The following is a 16,899-nucleotide window of genomic DNA, read 5'->3' as shown; positions in this document are numbered from 1 at the left end:
TATGTTAATAACTAATACACAATTTTCGTTCCAAAATTAAATTAAATCTCTTAAAATTAAAAATTTTTTATCTCATCATTACTTCTCTCTTAAAAATATTATAAGGTTGAAGTCCTTCTTTACTTACCACTATTTGACCTTTTTGAGTGCAAGAGAATCTGATAAAACCATTTCCTAACCCAAAATGTCCTTCATTAGTTAAAAAATAAAGAATCCTGGTGAAAGGATATTTCATATTTCTTATATTTTCTCTGTTCGGCTCATAAGCAATATTATTTTCTGTAACAGAGAGAATTTTTATTTGTTTCCTTAAATCTTCAGCTTCGCGAGAGTAAGGATTCGAGATGGTATTAAGACTAATAACCCCTATACTATTAGGGAATTTACTAATTTGCTCTACAATTCCTTTATTACCTTTAATTAGTGAATATTTTATTTTTTGAGGGGCTAAATTTAATTTCTGAGCTACAAAGTTAAAATTACTAGCATTTACACCGTCAAAAATTATATTTTTTTCATCAGATTGTAGTTCTTTTTTTATTTCTTGAACACTAATTGAGTTTTTAGGAGAATCTTTAGCAACTACAAATACTACTGCATCACCAGCGAATTTTGCAGGCTTTAAAGGAAGATCTACCATTTCTTCATAGAGTTTTTTTTCTTTTTCTGTAAGTTCTCTAGACATCACGATAACTCTTACGTTCCGCTTCAATAAATCCATTAAGGCATAGTCTTCTTTCTGAAATTTAAGATGAAGTTTAGTTTCTGGATAATGCGCAACATATCTTTCTGCCAAAGCTTCTGTTACGTTTCTAAAAGATTCATCTGCAGCAATGACTATTTCACCTTTGTTTGGTCTGCTTGATTCATTTTGAGAACAAGAAATGACTGAAAAAACTGAAATAAAAAAAATAAAAATCTTAAACGTCTTCTTCATCCTTTCTTCTTATGTAATAAATTGCTCTTCCTATTCTAAATATTCCATATAAAATGAGTAATCCACCTAATAAATAAGACGGCATCTCATCTAATTGTACTAGAAAAAAAAACCGATATACAATTACAAAAACACCTAATGCAATATAAAATAATCCGATTAAAATAGATAAGTAATTAAACATATACTAGCAATTAAGTTATTATTAAATGACATAAAAAAGAGAAGCTTACGCTTCTCTTTTTATATGAAAATTGGTAAGTTTATTCAAAATTCATAGTTAATGGTAACCTAAATCTTTGTCTTACTGGTTGACCATTAATTTTTGCAGGAACCCATTTTGTTCTAATACTTTTCACTGTTCTTACAGCTTCACTATTAAAATCTGAATTAGAACCAGATGCTTTAACATCAGAAATTGAACCATCTCTTTCTACAATAAATGTAACTGTAGCTTTAAGCGTTCCTTCTCCTCCTTCCATTGCAGAGTTATCAAAGTTTTCAGCAATTTTATTTCTAAAAGAGTTTAAACTTCCAGGGAATTCTGCTTCTTGGTCTACTGATTCATAAACCTCTGTAGTACTTGGAGCTTTAGACTCTACTGCAGCAGCTTTTGGTGGAGCCTGTACTGGCGGCGGTATGTGTGCCGTCTGTTTAACACCTTCTTGGTTAATAAGACCTGTAGTAGTTTTTAACTGCTCAGAAATTGGCGGAGGTGGAGTTTCCACTTTAGGTGCCTTTACTGGTTCAGGTACTACGTTTTGTAAAATTTCAATCTTTTCTTCTACTTTTGGAGGTGGAGGTGGTGGAGTTTCTTCTTTTTCCACAATCTCTTCTTTCACTTGTTCCTCAGGAAGAATTTCGATAAGGTTAGCATCTACTTCTGTTTTTTCTTTAGCAGCTAATTGCTTAATTTTCATTACTACAAAAGGAGTAATTGCTGCTATACAGAAAATAAGAGTTCCAATGATCATCGATCTTGTTAAGATTCTTCTATAACTTGATCTTAAATCATATGCACCGTATTCTTTATTTCTATGCTCAAATACAATTTCATCTAAAGATGGATTGTAATTTAAATTTTCATTTTCCATAATATTCAAATAAGTTTTGAATTAATTATTGAGCTGGTGCCGGTGTAGAACCTCCAACTTTTTTCTCGTAGATAGCTTTTTCCCATGGCTTAATGTCTGTAACACCATATTGTTCTGACTTAGTAATCGCCATTTCATCTAAAATATCTACGAAATTTTTATATACTGCATCATCTGTAGGCTTGATAATTACTGTAAATTTAGTAACATCTTTAGCATTACGTTTTGCTTGCTCGATTACTTTTGTAATCCCTTCTCTATCATAGGTAGTCTCTTGTAAAGTCTGTTCATTAAGACCTGCTTGATCTAACTGGTGATAGAAAATTCTATTATTTTTACCAATAATCAACGAAATTGAATTCGTTAAATCAATCTGAGTATCTTGAGGTTTTGGTTGATCAACTTTTGGTTTTGCCGGTAACCCAAGGTCCATTACATTAGGTTTACTAAATGTAGTAGTAAACATAAAAAACATTAGCATCAAAAAGTTAAGGTCCACCATTGGTGTCATGTCAACTTTAGTACTCTGCTTTTTGGAGCGGACTTTGCCCCCTTTTTCGCCTTTTTCTTGTACTTGTACTTCTGCCATTTCTTTACTATTTATTAGTTTCCTGGCTAGTAATTAACCAAAACTTATAATACTCTATATCTCTAAGCCCTTCAAATAAATTTTTTACTTTAGGGTAATTAGTGTTTGCATCTCCTTTAATAGCCAATTTATATTGTGGATTAATTTCAAGACTGCTACTAATCCAATCTATTAATTGCTTATTTGTACTGTCTAATGGAACTCCCGCAGTTTTTACAAACTTTCTTTGATCTTCAGGCATATTAAGAAAACTCTTAAGCTGATTCATCGGAACTCCAATTGCTGGAGTTTTGAAGAAAGCTACTTTTTCTTCTTCTGAAAATTTTACACCATATTTAGCTCCCATTTTGTCTAGCAACTCTGATCTTTCATTAAAGTTTTCAACAGCTGCGAAATAAAACTTACCGTCTGGAGTAACATTAACTGTCATTAAGTTCCCATCTGGAAGTAATTTTTCAGAAATAGAAGTTGGCGGTTTAATTTGCTCTACATCAGGCTTTTTAAACTGAGTAGTCATAATAAAGAATGTAAGAAGCAAGAAAGTAACATCACACATTGCTGTCATGTCTGTTACAACACCGTGTCTTTTTGGTTTGACTCTCGCCATTTTATTATTTTTTATTAAATTAAACTTCTAGTTATGCATTCTTTCATTTAAAAAGAGTGCAATTTTTTTGCCAAAAATTAACTAATTAGTTAAATTCTGCAAAAGATTGTTGGATAGACATACCAATCTCGTCGATTTTGTATGTAAGTCCGTCAATTTTAGAAGTAAAGAAGTTATAAAGAATAATAGCGATAGCTGAAGTACCAATACCTAATGCAGTGTTGATAAGTGCTTCAGAAATACCGATTGATAATGCAGCAGCATCAGGAGTACCTCCAGCAGCACCTAAAGCTTGGAAAGACTTAATCATACCGATTACCGTTCCTAATAACGCAACTAACGTAGCTACTGTACCTAGAGTAGAAAGAATCATCATGTTCTTTTCTAACATTGGCATTTCTAAAGTTGTAGCTTCTTCAATTGATTTAGTAAGCGCTACCATTTTTTGCTCTTTGTTAAGAGTTTTATCATTTGCTAAAGCCTTGTAAGTTGTAAGACCTTCTTTCACTACGTTACCTACAGAACCTTTTTGAGCATCACACTCTTCAACTGCTTCATCAATTTTATTTTTGTTAAGTAAATTTCTAACTTTAATTACAAAGTTTTCTAAGTTACCTGTACCTGCTGCTTTTCTAAGAACGAAGAAACGCTCAATAGCGAAAACAATAACAGTAATCATGAATAAAATCAAAATGTGAACGATTGGTCCCCCCATGTAAATAATTCCCATGAAAGAATCTGGATGTAAGTCCTTATTCTCTACATCAGAAAAAGCAACTGAAAGACCAGTAACCCCTTCGTTCTTAAAGTTACCAGGATTACCTAAAATAAAAATATAAATACCTAACGCTATAACATATAGAATAGGTAAAACAACTGCAGGATTAAGACCTCCTACTTTTTTAGCAACTACTTGCTCCTCTTGTGTTGAAACATTCATTTCCATATTAAACTAAATTATAATTGTTAATTTTTTGAGGCTGTAAAATAAAGCTATTTTATTGGAAAATGCAAGTTAAAAAATCAAACTATGATAAATTTCTTGTTTCTCGAAAACCATTGTAGATTACAGATTTAACAATATATTTTATAATTTTTGTGAGATATTTTCACATGCTGTTAAAATCATAAAAACTACAAAATTTTTAGCCTTATTTTTTTTCAAATATTCAAAGAATTTTTTATAAATTTTTAAAAAATATTTAACAATTCCTTAAAAAACGATATTGATAATCTTCTTTGGCACAATAATTATTTTTTTAGGATTTGCTCCCGCTAAAATTTCTTGAACCTTTTCATTACTCATCGCTATTTCTTCAATTTGTTTAGCATCTAAATCCGCTGCTAAAGCCAAGGTAAACTTCATTTTACCATTGAAACTTACCGGATAATTAATCTCATCTTCTACCAAATAAGCTTCATTTAATTCTGGCAATTTTTCAAATTCTATTGATGTATTTTTACCTAATTTCTCCCACAATTCTTCGCAAATATGTGGTGCATAAGGCGAAATAATGACTGCTAAAGGCTCTAAAATAGCTCTCTTATTGCACTTCATTTTTTGCAACTCGTTTACGGCAATCATAAACTGAGAAACAGAAGTATTGAATGAGAAATTCTGAATATCAAACGTAAATTTCTTAATCAAAGTATGTAGAACTTTCAATTCTGCTTTGGTTGGCTCTTCCTCTGAAACTGAGAAGTTATCTCCATCAAAATAAAGGTTATAGAATTTTTTCAAAAATCCGTAAACGCCGCTTAAACCTTGCGTGTTCCATGGTTTTGATTGCTCTAAAGGTCCAAGGAACATTTCGTACAAACGCAAGCAATCTGCACCGTATTCTTCTGCAATATCATCTGGATTTACTACATTGTATTTCGATTTTGACATTTTTTCTACTTCACGTTCGGTGATGTATTTTCCGTCTTCTAAAATAAATTCAGCATCATTAAATTCCGCTCTCCAATTTTTAAAAGCTTCAATGTCTAATTCGTCCGAAGTTCCTTTTAATAAAGAGACATCTACGTGGATTGGAGTAAAATTTAAATCAATACCAATAGAGAATCTCCCCGCGATATCATTCTTGTTGAACTTTTTAAATAGTCTTTCAAAGAAATCATATATGAAATCAAGCTGAATAAGATTTCTATCACTTATCACTTTGCACTCTTTATCATAGAAAATAATTTCAAGAAATTCATCTAATCGATAATTAATATTAAATTGCATCTGTCTAACATTATTAATTAATGCAATTCTTAAAATCTCATTCTTTATATTTTTAGAGACAAAAAAATTATTATTGATTTTCTCAAAACCCGAATAGCTATTTAAACTTAATCTAAAAACAAACGCACTCATTCCCAAAATCATTCCTTGATTTATCAATTTTTGGAAAGGCTCATCTTGGTTAATGTAACCTCTGTCTTTCAAGAACATATTCCAAAAACGAGAATACAATAAGTGACCAGTTGCGTGTTCGCTTCCGCCAATGTATAAATCTACTTGTCCCCAATAATCTGACAAATCTTTTGCACAGAATTCACCATCATTTTTTGGATCCATATATCTTAAGAAATACCAAGAACTTCCTGCCCAACCTGGCATGGTAGAAAGTTCCATCGGGAAAACGGTTTTTTCATCAATTAAATCTACAGCAACCACTTTTTGATTCGCTTCGTCCCAAGCGAAATTTTTCGCATTTCCTAATGGTGGATCACCGTCTTCTGTTGGCAAATATTTCTCTACTTCTGGCAATTCTAAAGGCAATGCAGAAACTGGCAAAGTATAAGGCATTCCTTCTTTATAGTACACAGGAACGGGTTCTCCCCAATATCTTTGACGAGAGAAAATCGCATCTCGTTGTCTGTAATTGGTAGTTCCGTGACCGATTCCCATTTTCTCAATTTCTGAAATAATTTTTGCTTTCGCATCATTATAATTCAGTCCATTCAAAAATTCAGAATTTACACAAACCGAATCTTTAGAATCATAAGATTCTTCTTGAATATCGAAATCATTTTCAATAACATTAATAATTTCTAAACCGAATTTTTTAGCAAAACGATGGTCTCGCTCATCATGCGCAGGAACCGCCATTACAGCACCAGTTCCATAACCCATCAAAACGTAATCTGAAATATAAATCGGGATATTTTTTCCTGTGAAAGGATTTACCGCGTAACTTCCTGTGAACGCTCCTGAAACGTTTTTCACGTCTGCCATTCTATCACGTTCTGTTTTTTTAGAAGTTTCTTCTATATAGTTTTCAACTTCAGATTTTTGCTCTGCCGTTGTTAATGTTGAAACTAAAGGATTTTCTGGCGCTAAAACCATAAAAGTTGCCCCGAAAATAGTATCAGGACGAGTAGTGAAAACTTCAATTTGCTCATCTATTCCAGAAACATTGAATTTTACAGCAGCTCCTTGAGATTTTCCAATCCAATATTCTTGAGAATCCTTCAACGGTTGTGGCCAATCTAAAGTTTTCAATCCATTTAAAAGTCTTTCAGAATATGCCGTAATTCTCATACTCCATTGCATCATTTTTTTCTGAAAAACAGGATAACCGCCACGTTCAGATTTTCCGTCTTTCACCTCATCATTCGCCAAAACAGTTCCGAGAGCTGGACACCAATTTACGGTAGTTTCGGCTCTGTAAGCTAATCTGTAATTGAGTAAAATATCTTGCTTTTTGTTTTCATCGGCAGTATTCCATTCTTCTGCAGTGAAATTTAATTCATCATTCTGAACAGCGTTTAAGTTTTCAGTTCCAAATTTTGAAAAATATTCTACCAAAGTTTCGATAGATTCTGCTTTATCAGAAGTTTTATTGTACCAAGAATTAAACAATTCTATAAAAATCCATTGTGTCCATTTATAATAAGAAGCATCAGAAGTTCTCACTTCTCTGCTCCAATCGAAAGAGAAACCAATTTTACGCAACTGCTCTTCGTATCTGGTAATATTTTGCTCTGTAGTAATCGCAGGATGTTGCCCAGTTTGAATCGCATATTGTTCTGCTGGCAAACCGAAAGAATCATAACCGATAGGGTGCAAAACGTTAAAACCTTGATGTCTCTTGAACCTTGCATAAATATCCGAGGCGATATAACCCAGAGGGTGACCTACGTGTAAACCCGCTCCAGAAGGATAAGGAAACATATCTAGAACGTAGAATTTAGGTTTTGTAGAATTATCTTCAGTTTTATAAGTTTGGTTTTCTTCCCAAAACTTCTGCCATTTTTGCTCTATCTGCTTGTGATCGTAAAACACGCTGTAATATTTTAAAGTATTGTTAAACTTGATTTCTAAGAATTTACAAATTTATGATTTTTAAAAGAAAAATCCCTATCGTTATGAATAAGGATTATAAAATATCTCTTTTACAAATTAATTAATCTTAATTTTGATCACTTTAACAATATACATTTTCTCCGCCAATTTCTTTTTCCCCCTTTTACAATGAGTTTTTGAGCGGTGATAGAAACTACTTCTGCATTTTTTACAGTCCCATCTTGGAAAGTATGAACAAGGGATTTTTGACTTGAATTAAATGTATATGTGAAATTTCGTTCTAAGGTTTTTTCGCAGTTTCCAGTAGCGTCATCAAATCTCATTTCGATTGCTGTTCCGTCTGAATGATATGTCATTTTTGATTGTTGCTGACAAGCATTCATGTCTTCTGACTGACTAACCGTGAATCCCGCCACTGTTTTATAAGCGGTAGCTTTTATAGGTTTCCAACTTCCGATAATGCTTGCGTTTTCGTCATATTCATAGTCTCTTTTGCACGAAAAAAGCGTAAGAAATAAAACAGACCACAAAAATAAACGCCAAAAATAGCTCATGACTTTAGTTTATGTAAAGATAGATTTTTTTTAATTACAATAAGTATATTTGCAAAAACATGCCACAAGTCTCTATCATAACGCCGTGTTATAATTCTTCTGAATTTTTAGAAGAAACCATTCAATCTGTTCTTCACCAAAATTTTACAGACTGGGAATGGATTATTACCGATGATAAATCCTCTGACAATTCCGTAGAAATCATTAAAAAGCACCAAGATTCTAGAATTATTTTAATAAAAGCAGAAAAAAACGGAGGAGCTGGACATGCTCGAAATCTTTCACTCGAAAAAGCAACGGGAAGATACATTACTTTTCTGGACGCGGATGATTATTGGCAACCCGATTTTTTACAAGAAATGATTTCTTTTATGCAATCTGAAAAAGCAGAATTGGCGTATTGCAATTATGCAAGATGTGATGAACATTTACAACCCAAAATTGCAGATTTCGAGGCGGACATTGAGGTGAATTTTGATAATTTGCTCAAAACTTGCAGACTTTCTCTCCTTGCTTCTATGTATGATTCTGAAAGAGTGGGCAAAGAATTTTTCCCAGAAGGAAGCAAACGCGAAGACCATGTTATGTGGCTCAATTTACTTAAAAAAATTCCTTACGGAAAACCGCTAAAAAAGACTTTGGCTAAATACAGAATGCGAGAAGGAAGTGTTTCCCGAAATAAAACCAATATCATGAAAGACCAATATTTGGTTTACAAAGAACACATGAATTTTTCCACGCTCAAGTCTTTGTATTATACCGCCAATTGGGCTTTCAATGGATTTAAGAAATATTCTAAAATTTTTAATTAAGAAAATCTACTTTACCGTCATTAAGATGGTAATAACCACCAATTACTTTCAGTTCTCCTTTATCTATTAAATCTTTCAATTCTTGATTTTGAAGAATTTTCTGAATTTGTTGGTCCACGTTATAATGAATTGCGTCATCTAATTTTTCAGATTTTCCTACGAAAGGCTCCACTCCTTTTCTGAGTGTTTCTATAAGATTAGAGATTTCTTTGGGTTCTTTTCCTTCATTATGTTGAGAAATTGCAGCCGTAATTCCGCCACATTTTTCGTGGCCCACTACAATAATTAATTTAGTGTGTAAATGATGCACCGCATACTCCAGACTTCCCATCGTCATATCATCATCTAATGAATTCCCTGCAGTTCTTATCACAAACAAATCACCAATTCCACGGTCAAAAACCAATTCTACAGGCACTCTAGAATCAGAACAGCTCACAACCGTTGCGATAGGATGTTGCCCAGAAACTTCTTCCTTCATTCTGGCTTCATCTAAATGCGGAAAAGCATTTTTGTGATGTACAAAATGTTCATTTCCAGTTTTTAAAACTTCTAAAATTTGATTTGGATTAAGATTTTCTTGAATTTGGGTTTCTTTTTGAGAAATTTGGTTTGAAGTACAACCCGTAAAACTCCACATTGCGCCTACCAACATTAAAACGCCTACAATTACTTTCTTCATGATAATTTTTTGCAAAATTATGAAGATTATAAATCGCTTCGAGATGATTGTTATCAGGTATTATGCTCAGAATAAATTATGCTAAAATTTTCTCTAGAATAATCTCAGAAGAATTCGGTTGAAAATGAACGAAATTTCCTGCGTTTTCACTCATTTCTTGTAACAGATTTGAATTTTTCGATAATTCAAGGACAAAATCAGCAGCCAATTCTACCTGAGCAAAAGATTTCCCTCCATTTTGGGCAATTAAAGCATCTGCTTCAGGATTTTTCTTGTATTGATTTCCAAAAACCACCGGAACACCGAAAGTTGCCGCTTCTAAAATATTGTGCAAACCTTTATCGTGAAAACCACCTCCCACTATTGCAATATCAGCATAAGAATAGAGTTTGGAAAGCAAACCGATGCAGTCGATTATGAGTATGTTGGTATTTGGTAATTGGTAATTAGACTTTAATTCTGAATACAAAATTGCTTTTGGGAAAATTTGTTTGAGATTTTGAACTCTTTTCAAATCGTGTGGAGCAATGAGAATTTTAAAATTTTCTAATTTTTGAGAAAGAATTTGAGCCATTTTTTCTTCGGCTTCCCAAGAACTGCCGAAAACCAACAATTTCTTATCTGCTTTAAAATCTGAAATAAATTCAACAAAATTATCTCTGTTTTTGATTTGTTTCACTCTGTCAAAACGAGTATCACCAGAAACCGAACCTTTGGTTAAACCTAATTTTTGAGCTAAAGAAAGAGACTTTTCGGTTTGATGAAAAATCCAATCTACATTTTTTTTCAGTTCATTCACAAACCATTTTCCATAAGATTTAAAATAAACTTGATTTTCATAAAACAAAGCTGAAATCACAAAAACTTTGGTGTTTTGCTTCTTTAATTCTTCTAAAAGATGATACCAAAAATCATATTTTACGGTAAAGAAAATTTCAGGATGAACCGCTTTTACAAATTCTGAAATCGTAGATTTTTTATCAAAAGGAAGATAACACAAAATATCTTCTTTATTCTTTTTCAACACGTTTTCATAACCAGAAGGCGAGAAAAAAGTAATTAAAACTTTATGATTGGGATATTTTTCTTTCAGTTTTTCTAAAACTGGCAAACCTTGTTCGTACTCCCCCAAACTTGCAGCATGCATCCAGAGGACATTGTCCTCATTTTTTATTTTAGATTTTACAATTTTTAAAGATTGTTTTCTAACTTCTAAACCGCGTTTAATTTTATCATTAAACCACGATAAAACCTTGAACGCTAACTCAAGGTGAAAGATGGATATGTTGTAGAGAAATTTCAATGTGAGAATGTAATTTTATTTTTTGTAATGATAATAGGTATTAAAACCAACAATAGAAACCAACATAACAATAATTATTGTAGGGACAAAAAAAGATAAACTTTCTTGAAATCCTTTAATAATTTTTATTTCTTCAAATAAAATTCTGGAAAACAAGAATAGAATAAAAACTAATAGTGCATTTACAAAAGTTCTTGCTAATTCGGGCTTTGCTTTTATTTTTGGAGATATATTTAGTAATTCTGAATCTGTATTTTTTGAGACATGATTGAGCAAAAGAAAAAGTAAACTCCCTATAATAGGCAAAGTCCAAATCATGCTTTTATTTCCATAAACATTTGGTTTTCCATCAAATCCATAATGTTGAGGAATTATTTCGGGAAGTTCAGAAAAATGAATTATTGTGAAAATCCATAAAAATAAAAACAATAGAACTTGAATAATTAACAGTAGTTTATTAATGTTTTTGTAGTTTATCATTTAATAAAAATATTTTTTTAAAACTTAGTCATTAATTCACAACTTCCAATTTTTAATTAAATCATTGTTTTCACAAACCTCAATTTGTGCGTGTGCTTATTTTGTTCTGCATTATAAATTCCAGAAAAATCTAGAGAATCTATTCTCACTTTTCCACTTGCATGAATAATTTCAAAAGGCGATAATACTAAACCTACATGAACAATTTTTCCTTCTGCATCTTCAAAAAACGCTAAATCTCCTGCTTCACTTTCTTCTACAAAATCACGAGCAGTTCCTTGCAGAGCTTGTTGTTCTGGATCTCTCGGTAAAGTAATTCCGTGAACTTTATACAACAACTGTACAAATCCGCTATCATCTACTCCAAAAAAGCTTCTTCCTCCCCATAAAAAAGGAACATTCAAGAATTTTTTTGCCGTTTCTACTAAACTTTCTCGCAGATTATTTTTATCAACAGCATTCTCTGTTGCAAAACTGACTTCACTTCCTATGGAAAGTAAACTTTTACCTTCTGGCAAATTAAATTCACCAAAAGACTGCGTAATCACTTTTTTAGAAATTTCAGTATTTTGTTTTTTCAAAACTGAAGTATTTATCCAACCTTCATAACCATCAAAATCCATTTTGATTTTACTGAAATTCCCTTCTGTTTCTAAAATTTCAAAGGTTTCACCATATAAAATCTGAGAAATCATTTCAGATTTTTCCGAAACTTCGACTCTCAACGGTGAAACAGATACGCTGCAGTAGTATTTTTCCATAACTCTTATCTCTCGCTGATTTTGCTGATTGGGCAGAAAAAATCTGCTTAACATGCGCGAGTTTATTTTTATTTTTTACGAACTAAATGAATTCCGTCTCGCAAAGGTAAAATTACATTTTCAAAATCTGCATCTTCAGCAACTAATTTATTCACGAGTTTTATCTGTTCGGTTTGCTTATTTCCCTTTTCATCGAGCACTTTTCCGTACCAAAGTACATTATCAATCATCAAAACGCTTCCTGATTTCATTCTGGGTTTTACCAATTGTAAATATTCAGGATAGTTTTCTTTGTCTGCATCAATGAAAATCAAATCAAAAGTTTCACTAGAATTTTTCAAAAAATCCAATGCATTTTCAAGTCTGAATTCTATCTGAGAAGCAAACTCACTTTCGGCAAAATATTTCTTCGGAATGTAAGCCAAATCTTCATTTACGTCTAGCGTGGTCAATTTCCCGTCTTTCTGTAAACCTTCAGCCATACAAAGCGCTGCATAACCGGTGAAAGTTCCAATTTCTAGAATGTTTTTCGGCGAAATCATTTTTGAAATCAAAGAAAGAAATCTGCCTTGGAGATAACCAGAAATCATGTGTGGTTGTGTAGTTTTCTGAAAAGTTTCTTTGCGTAATCTTTTCAAAATTTCTGATTCTGCAGAAGCTGTATCTTCTAAATATCTATCCATTTCTGGATGCAATTCTTCGAAATAACTCATGGTTGATGTGATGATTTTTTACAAAATTACAGAATTTCTATTGATTTTTTGAAAATAAAAAACCTTCAAGGCTTCTTAATCCTTGAAGGTTTGGTTCATTGCTAAAAAGCAAATTTATTTTTTAACTGGAGCGATGTCCATTAATTTCATGAATTCATCTAGCTTAGGCATGATGATGATTTCTGTTCTACGGTTTTCTGCACGTCCAGAAACTGAAGCATTGGTAGTTTTAGGATTGTACTCACTTCTACCTCCTGCTGTAATTCTGTTAGGATTTACCCCAAATTGTGTTTGTAAAATTTTCGCAACTGAAGTAGCTCTAAGCGCTGATAAATCCCAGTTGTCTTTTGGTAAATTAGCACTTGCTAAAGGAACGTTATCTGTATTACCTTCAATGAGAACGCTGTAAGTATCATAATCATTAATCACTTTAGCCACTTTTCCTAGCACTTCTTGAGCAGCTGGTAAAATGTTGTAATCTCCTGTTTTGTATAGCATTTTGTCAGAAAGTGAAATCATCACTACTCCTTTTAGAACTTTTACGTCTACATCTGCATCTGCTACATTATCTAAACTTCTTTTCAATTTATTAGATAAAGCTAAATTTAAACTGTCATTTTTGGAATTGGTAGAAATCAAACGCTTAATGTAAGAGTTAGACGCATTAATCTCTCCGATTAATTTATCAATATTAGCAGAACCTTTTCCTGCGTTTGACAAACAAGCGTCTAATGAAGATTTAAGGGCACCGTTTTGATCTCTTAATAAGTTGTTTTCACTGGTTAAACCTGCATTTGCTGCTTGTAAATCTTGAATTTGTCTTTGTCTCTCTCCAGCATTCTCAATACATTGTTTGTAATTAAGATTTAGCGCTTCGTATTGTTTTTTGCTTACACAAGAAGTAAGCGTAAGTGCGATTGCTCCAACAGCAAAAATTTTTAAAATTTTCATAAAGGTTTTATCTTTTTAAAATTATTGTTACCAAAATTACAAAAATCATTCCACAAGAAGAATTATATTTGCCTAAAAATAGACAGTTTTGTTAGATTTTAACAATTTTAAGGAAAATTTAGAAGTTTTAGGAGAAGACATTTTTTCTAAAAAATTTCTTTTGGCTGTTTCTGGTGGTTCAGATTCTATGGTGCTTTCGCACTTGTTTAGATTTTTAGAATCCGCTCAAAATGACAATGGTCTAGAGTTCCAAGTAGCTCATGTTAACTATCATTTCCGAGGAGAAGATTCTAATCTTGATCAAAAAATTGTAGAAGATTTTTGCAAAAAAAATGACATCAAATTTCATCTAAAAGATGTTTCAGAACAAGAAAAAAATCAGATGAAATCGCTTCAAAATTGGGCGAGAGGAATCCGATATGAGTTCTTTTTTAAAATTTTAAAGGAAGAAAACCTTGATTTTATAGTAACTGCTCATCATTTGAATGACGAATTAGAAACCTTTATCATCAATCTTTCCAGAGGTTCCGGAATTAAAGGATTGAGCGGAATTCCTAAAAATGAAAACCGAATTTTGCGTCCGTTTTTGACCTTCTCAAAATCAGAAATATATGCTTTTGCAGAAGAAAACAACATCGATTTTAGAGAAGATAAAAGCAACCAAAAAGATGATTATCTGAGAAATAAAATCAGACATCATCTAACGCCCAAATTATTAGAAATTTTTCCTAATTTTTTGAATCAATTTCAAGAAAGTCTTTCATATCTTAATAGTGCAAACCAGTTTTTTCAAGAAGAAATTCAAAAAACATTTGAAGAAATCTTAATAAGTGGAGACGAAAAAGAATTTGTTTTAGACAAAGAAAAATTACTAAAAAAACACAAAACAATAATTGTAGAAATTATTAGAAAACTTGGCTTCACGGGCATTGAAATAGAAAAAGTAATCTTTTCTGAAAACGGGAAATTCTTTAGAAGCAACTCCCACGAAATCAGCATTAAGAGAAAAGAAATCTATTGTAAAAAAAAGCATGAAAAAGATGAATAAAAGAACTACGAATTCTTTGGCAATAGAAGATTTCCAGAAAGATAATAATATTGCTTTTGGAATTCTTTATAAAAAATATTTTGGCTACACTCGGAAATTTGTTCTCGAAAACAAAGGAAACCTGGAAGATGCAGAAGATGTTTTTCAGGATGCGTTGATTATTTTGTATGAAAAACTATACGATGATCATTTCAAAGCCTACACTTGCCTCGCAAATTATGTAACCGGAATTTCTAAAAACCTTTGGTTAAAAAAACTGCGAAATAGAAATTTTTCTGTAGAAGTCTATGAAAGTTATTACTTTGAAAATAAAGAAGAAATAAATCTGGCAATAGAAAACGAAAGGAATTATTGGGACAAACTGAATGATTACATCAATGAAATTTCTGCACATTGCCAAAATCTCATTCACGATATTTTTATGAAGAACAAAAATATTGATGAAATTCAGGAAAAATATAAGTATTCTAGCAAACATAATGCTCAAAATCAAAAACATAAATGCGTAGAGCAGATTCGGAAAATAAAAAAAGAAGATAATTTTTAATCCTGATTATCAATAATTTACATATATATTTTAAAAAATCACCTTTTCATTGGGTGATTTTTTTTGCTTTTTGGAACTTAATAATAAATCATTTATTTTATGTTTACAAAAATCATTTATACCGTTTTATTTTTAGTTGGTATTTCATTTAATGCACAAAGCAAAGACGGAATCAATTTTCAGACTAAAAATTTAGAAGAAGCCAAGAAACTGGCTCAGCAAGAAAACAAACTCATTTTCATTGACTTGTACACTACATGGTGCGGACCTTGCAAGCTAATGAAAAAGAATACATTTCCTGATGCAGAATTGGGAGCATTTTTCAACAAAAATTTTATCAGCCTTTACATTGATGCCGAAAAAGAAGGTGTAGATCTTGCCAAAAAATTCAAAATTGTAAATTATCCCTCTTTTCTTTTCTTAGATAAAAATGGTGAACTGGTACAGTACGATTATGGATATTACAACGCAAAACAGTTTCTTACTGTTGGATATTCGGTTTTAGAAAAAAGAAATTTAGGTAACAAAACGCCAACTTTAGCTGAGGTAAAAGGTAAATTGGTAGGCGAAACTATCCCAGATTTTACTGCACAAAATCAGTTTGGCAATACATTTTCTCTGTCTCAGGAAAAAAAGAAAACAGTTTTGGTTTTCATTCGTGGACAATGGTGTCCTTACTGCAATAAGTATGTAGAAAGTCTTCAAAATATTGCTCCTGAATTAGAATCTAAAAATACACAACTGGTAATTATTTCACCCGAAAAGCCCGAGTTCATTGCAAAAACCATCGATAAAACCAAAACTTCATATTCTGTTTTGTATGATGAAAATTATAAAATCGCAGAACTTTTTGATGTACTCTACATTCCTGAAAGAAAAACTTTAGACTTATACGAAAAACATTTAGGAGACGATTTCAAAAAAAGCCGTTCAGACGAAACTGGAAGACTCCCTGTTTCTGCTACTTATATATTAGATGAAAATCAAAAAATTATTTGGCGACACTTCAACCCCGATTATAAAGTGAGAGCTTCATTAGAAGATATTTTAAAACAACTTTAATTAAAATTTATGAAAAAACACATCGCAATTATTCTCGTTTTCTTACTTCATTTTTTTGCTTTTTCTCAAAAAACAGAGCATAGAAATTTAGATAACAAATTAGCAATTCAAGGCTATGATCCCGTTTCATATATTGAGCAAAATAAAGCCGTAAAAGGTAAAAAAGAATTTGCGGTAAACGTAAACGGAGTAATTTATTACACTTCGTCTGCCAAAAACAAAGAACTCTTGAAAAAATTTCCAACCAAATACGAACCAGCTTATGGAGGTTGGTGCGCATTTGCAATGGGAGATTATGGCGAAAAAGTAGAGATTAATCCAAATACTTTTAAAGTAATTGATGGAAAAACTTATCTCTTTTACAATAAATTATTTACCAACACCCTCACTTCTTGGAACAAGAACGAGGAAAAACTGAAGAAACAAGCCAATCAAAACTGGGAAAAATTAACTAAAAAGTAG

The 16,899-nt window shown here is 31.9% G+C and carries 18 protein-coding genes; 5 read left to right on the top strand and 13 right to left on the bottom strand.

What is annotated here, in order from left to right; genetic code table 11:
• Positions 1 to 67 precede the first annotated feature (67 nt).
• From EB819_RS00410 to EB819_RS00375, 7 genes are all read right to left on the bottom strand, one after another.
• Entirely contained in the window at positions 68 to 937 is an 870-nt protein-coding gene (locus EB819_RS00410) for a PstS family phosphate ABC transporter substrate-binding protein (protein WP_069797916.1), read from the bottom strand.
• 263 nt (positions 938 to 1,200) lie between these two features.
• The gene (locus EB819_RS00400) at positions 1,201 to 2,031 is read right to left on the bottom strand and encodes an energy transducer TonB (RefSeq protein WP_069797912.1); all 831 of its coding nucleotides are present in this window, start codon (positions 2,029 to 2,031) and stop codon (positions 1,201 to 1,203) included.
• Positions 2,032 to 2,056: 25 nt separating this feature from the next.
• Positions 2,057 to 2,620, bottom strand: coding sequence for an ExbD/TolR family protein (locus EB819_RS00395; protein ID WP_069797910.1), 564 nt, complete (start codon positions 2,618 to 2,620; stop codon positions 2,057 to 2,059).
• 7 nt (positions 2,621 to 2,627) lie between these two features.
• On the bottom strand, positions 2,628 to 3,227 hold the full coding sequence (locus EB819_RS00390) for an ExbD/TolR family protein (protein WP_069797908.1): 600 nt from the start codon (positions 3,225 to 3,227) through the stop codon (positions 2,628 to 2,630).
• An 85-nt stretch (positions 3,228 to 3,312) separates the two neighbouring features.
• Positions 3,313 to 4,173, bottom strand: coding sequence for a MotA/TolQ/ExbB proton channel family protein (locus EB819_RS00385; RefSeq protein ID WP_069797906.1), 861 nt, complete (start codon positions 4,171 to 4,173; stop codon positions 3,313 to 3,315).
• Between the two features lie 267 nt (positions 4,174 to 4,440).
• Positions 4,441 to 7,503: a leucine--tRNA ligase gene (locus EB819_RS00380; RefSeq protein WP_069797904.1), complete on the bottom strand. Its 3,063-nt coding sequence runs from the start codon at positions 7,501 to 7,503 to the stop codon at positions 4,441 to 4,443.
• Between the two features lie 137 nt (positions 7,504 to 7,640).
• Entirely contained in the window at positions 7,641 to 8,078 is a 438-nt protein-coding gene (locus EB819_RS00375; RefSeq protein ID WP_069797902.1) for a lipocalin-like domain-containing protein, read from the bottom strand.
• Between the two features lie 59 nt (positions 8,079 to 8,137).
• Between EB819_RS00375 and EB819_RS00370 the strand changes: the two genes are divergently transcribed.
• Positions 8,138 to 8,890, top strand: coding sequence for a glycosyltransferase family 2 protein (locus tag EB819_RS00370; RefSeq protein ID WP_069797900.1), 753 nt, complete (start codon positions 8,138 to 8,140; stop codon positions 8,888 to 8,890).
• Here EB819_RS00370 and EB819_RS00365 read toward each other — a convergent pair.
• From EB819_RS00365 to EB819_RS00340, 6 genes are all read right to left on the bottom strand, one after another.
• Positions 8,883 to 9,572 carry a carbonic anhydrase gene (locus EB819_RS00365; RefSeq protein ID WP_069797898.1) on the bottom strand — a complete coding sequence of 230 codons (690 nt, stop codon included), beginning with the start codon at positions 9,570 to 9,572 and terminating at the stop codon, positions 8,883 to 8,885. The two genes, EB819_RS00370 and EB819_RS00365, sit on opposite strands and share 8 nt — an antisense overlap.
• A 76-nt stretch (positions 9,573 to 9,648) precedes the next feature.
• Positions 9,649 to 10,875 (bottom strand): 3-deoxy-D-manno-octulosonic acid transferase, encoded by a 1,227-nt coding sequence (locus EB819_RS00360; protein WP_069797895.1) that lies wholly within the window; start codon positions 10,873 to 10,875, stop codon positions 9,649 to 9,651.
• 15 nt (positions 10,876 to 10,890) lie between these two features.
• Positions 10,891 to 11,355, bottom strand: coding sequence for a DUF1648 domain-containing protein (locus tag EB819_RS00355; RefSeq protein WP_069797894.1), 465 nt, complete (start codon positions 11,353 to 11,355; stop codon positions 10,891 to 10,893).
• A 56-nt stretch (positions 11,356 to 11,411) separates the two neighbouring features.
• The gene (locus EB819_RS00350) at positions 11,412 to 12,116 is read right to left on the bottom strand and encodes a C40 family peptidase (RefSeq protein ID WP_069797892.1); all 705 of its coding nucleotides are present in this window, start codon (positions 12,114 to 12,116) and stop codon (positions 11,412 to 11,414) included.
• A 68-nt stretch (positions 12,117 to 12,184) separates the two neighbouring features.
• Positions 12,185 to 12,829: an O-methyltransferase gene (locus tag EB819_RS00345; RefSeq protein WP_069797890.1), complete on the bottom strand. Its 645-nt coding sequence runs from the start codon at positions 12,827 to 12,829 to the stop codon at positions 12,185 to 12,187.
• Between the two features lie 114 nt (positions 12,830 to 12,943).
• Positions 12,944 to 13,780, bottom strand: coding sequence for an OmpA/MotB family protein (locus EB819_RS00340; RefSeq protein ID WP_069797888.1), 837 nt, complete (start codon positions 13,778 to 13,780; stop codon positions 12,944 to 12,946).
• 88 nt (positions 13,781 to 13,868) lie between these two features.
• Here EB819_RS00340 and tilS point away from each other — a divergent pair, with 88 nt between their 5' ends.
• The 4 genes from tilS (at position 13,869) to EB819_RS00320 (ending at position 16,899) form a co-directional block, all read left to right on the top strand.
• A complete protein-coding gene (tilS, locus tag EB819_RS00335; protein WP_069797886.1) occupies positions 13,869 to 14,828 on the top strand; it encodes a tRNA lysidine(34) synthetase TilS in 960 nt (319 codons plus the stop codon).
• Positions 14,821 to 15,375, top strand: a complete 555-nt coding sequence (locus EB819_RS00330; RefSeq protein ID WP_069797964.1) for an RNA polymerase sigma factor — start codon at positions 14,821 to 14,823, stop codon at positions 15,373 to 15,375. Before tilS ends, EB819_RS00330 begins: the two co-directional genes overlap by 8 nt.
• 99 nt (positions 15,376 to 15,474) lie before the next feature.
• Entirely contained in the window at positions 15,475 to 16,437 is a 963-nt protein-coding gene (locus tag EB819_RS00325) for a redoxin domain-containing protein (RefSeq protein WP_069797884.1), read from the top strand.
• 9 nt (positions 16,438 to 16,446) lie between these two features.
• On the top strand, positions 16,447 to 16,899 hold the full coding sequence (locus EB819_RS00320) for a YHS domain-containing (seleno)protein (RefSeq protein ID WP_069797882.1): 453 nt from the start codon (positions 16,447 to 16,449) through the stop codon (positions 16,897 to 16,899).

This window comes from Cloacibacterium normanense (assembly GCF_003860565.1).
In the GTDB taxonomy this organism is placed as follows: domain Bacteria; phylum Bacteroidota; class Bacteroidia; order Flavobacteriales; family Weeksellaceae; genus Cloacibacterium; species Cloacibacterium normanense.
The sequence above is the reverse complement of the archived record's forward strand: the minus strand, read 5'-3'. Positions and strand labels throughout refer to the sequence as shown.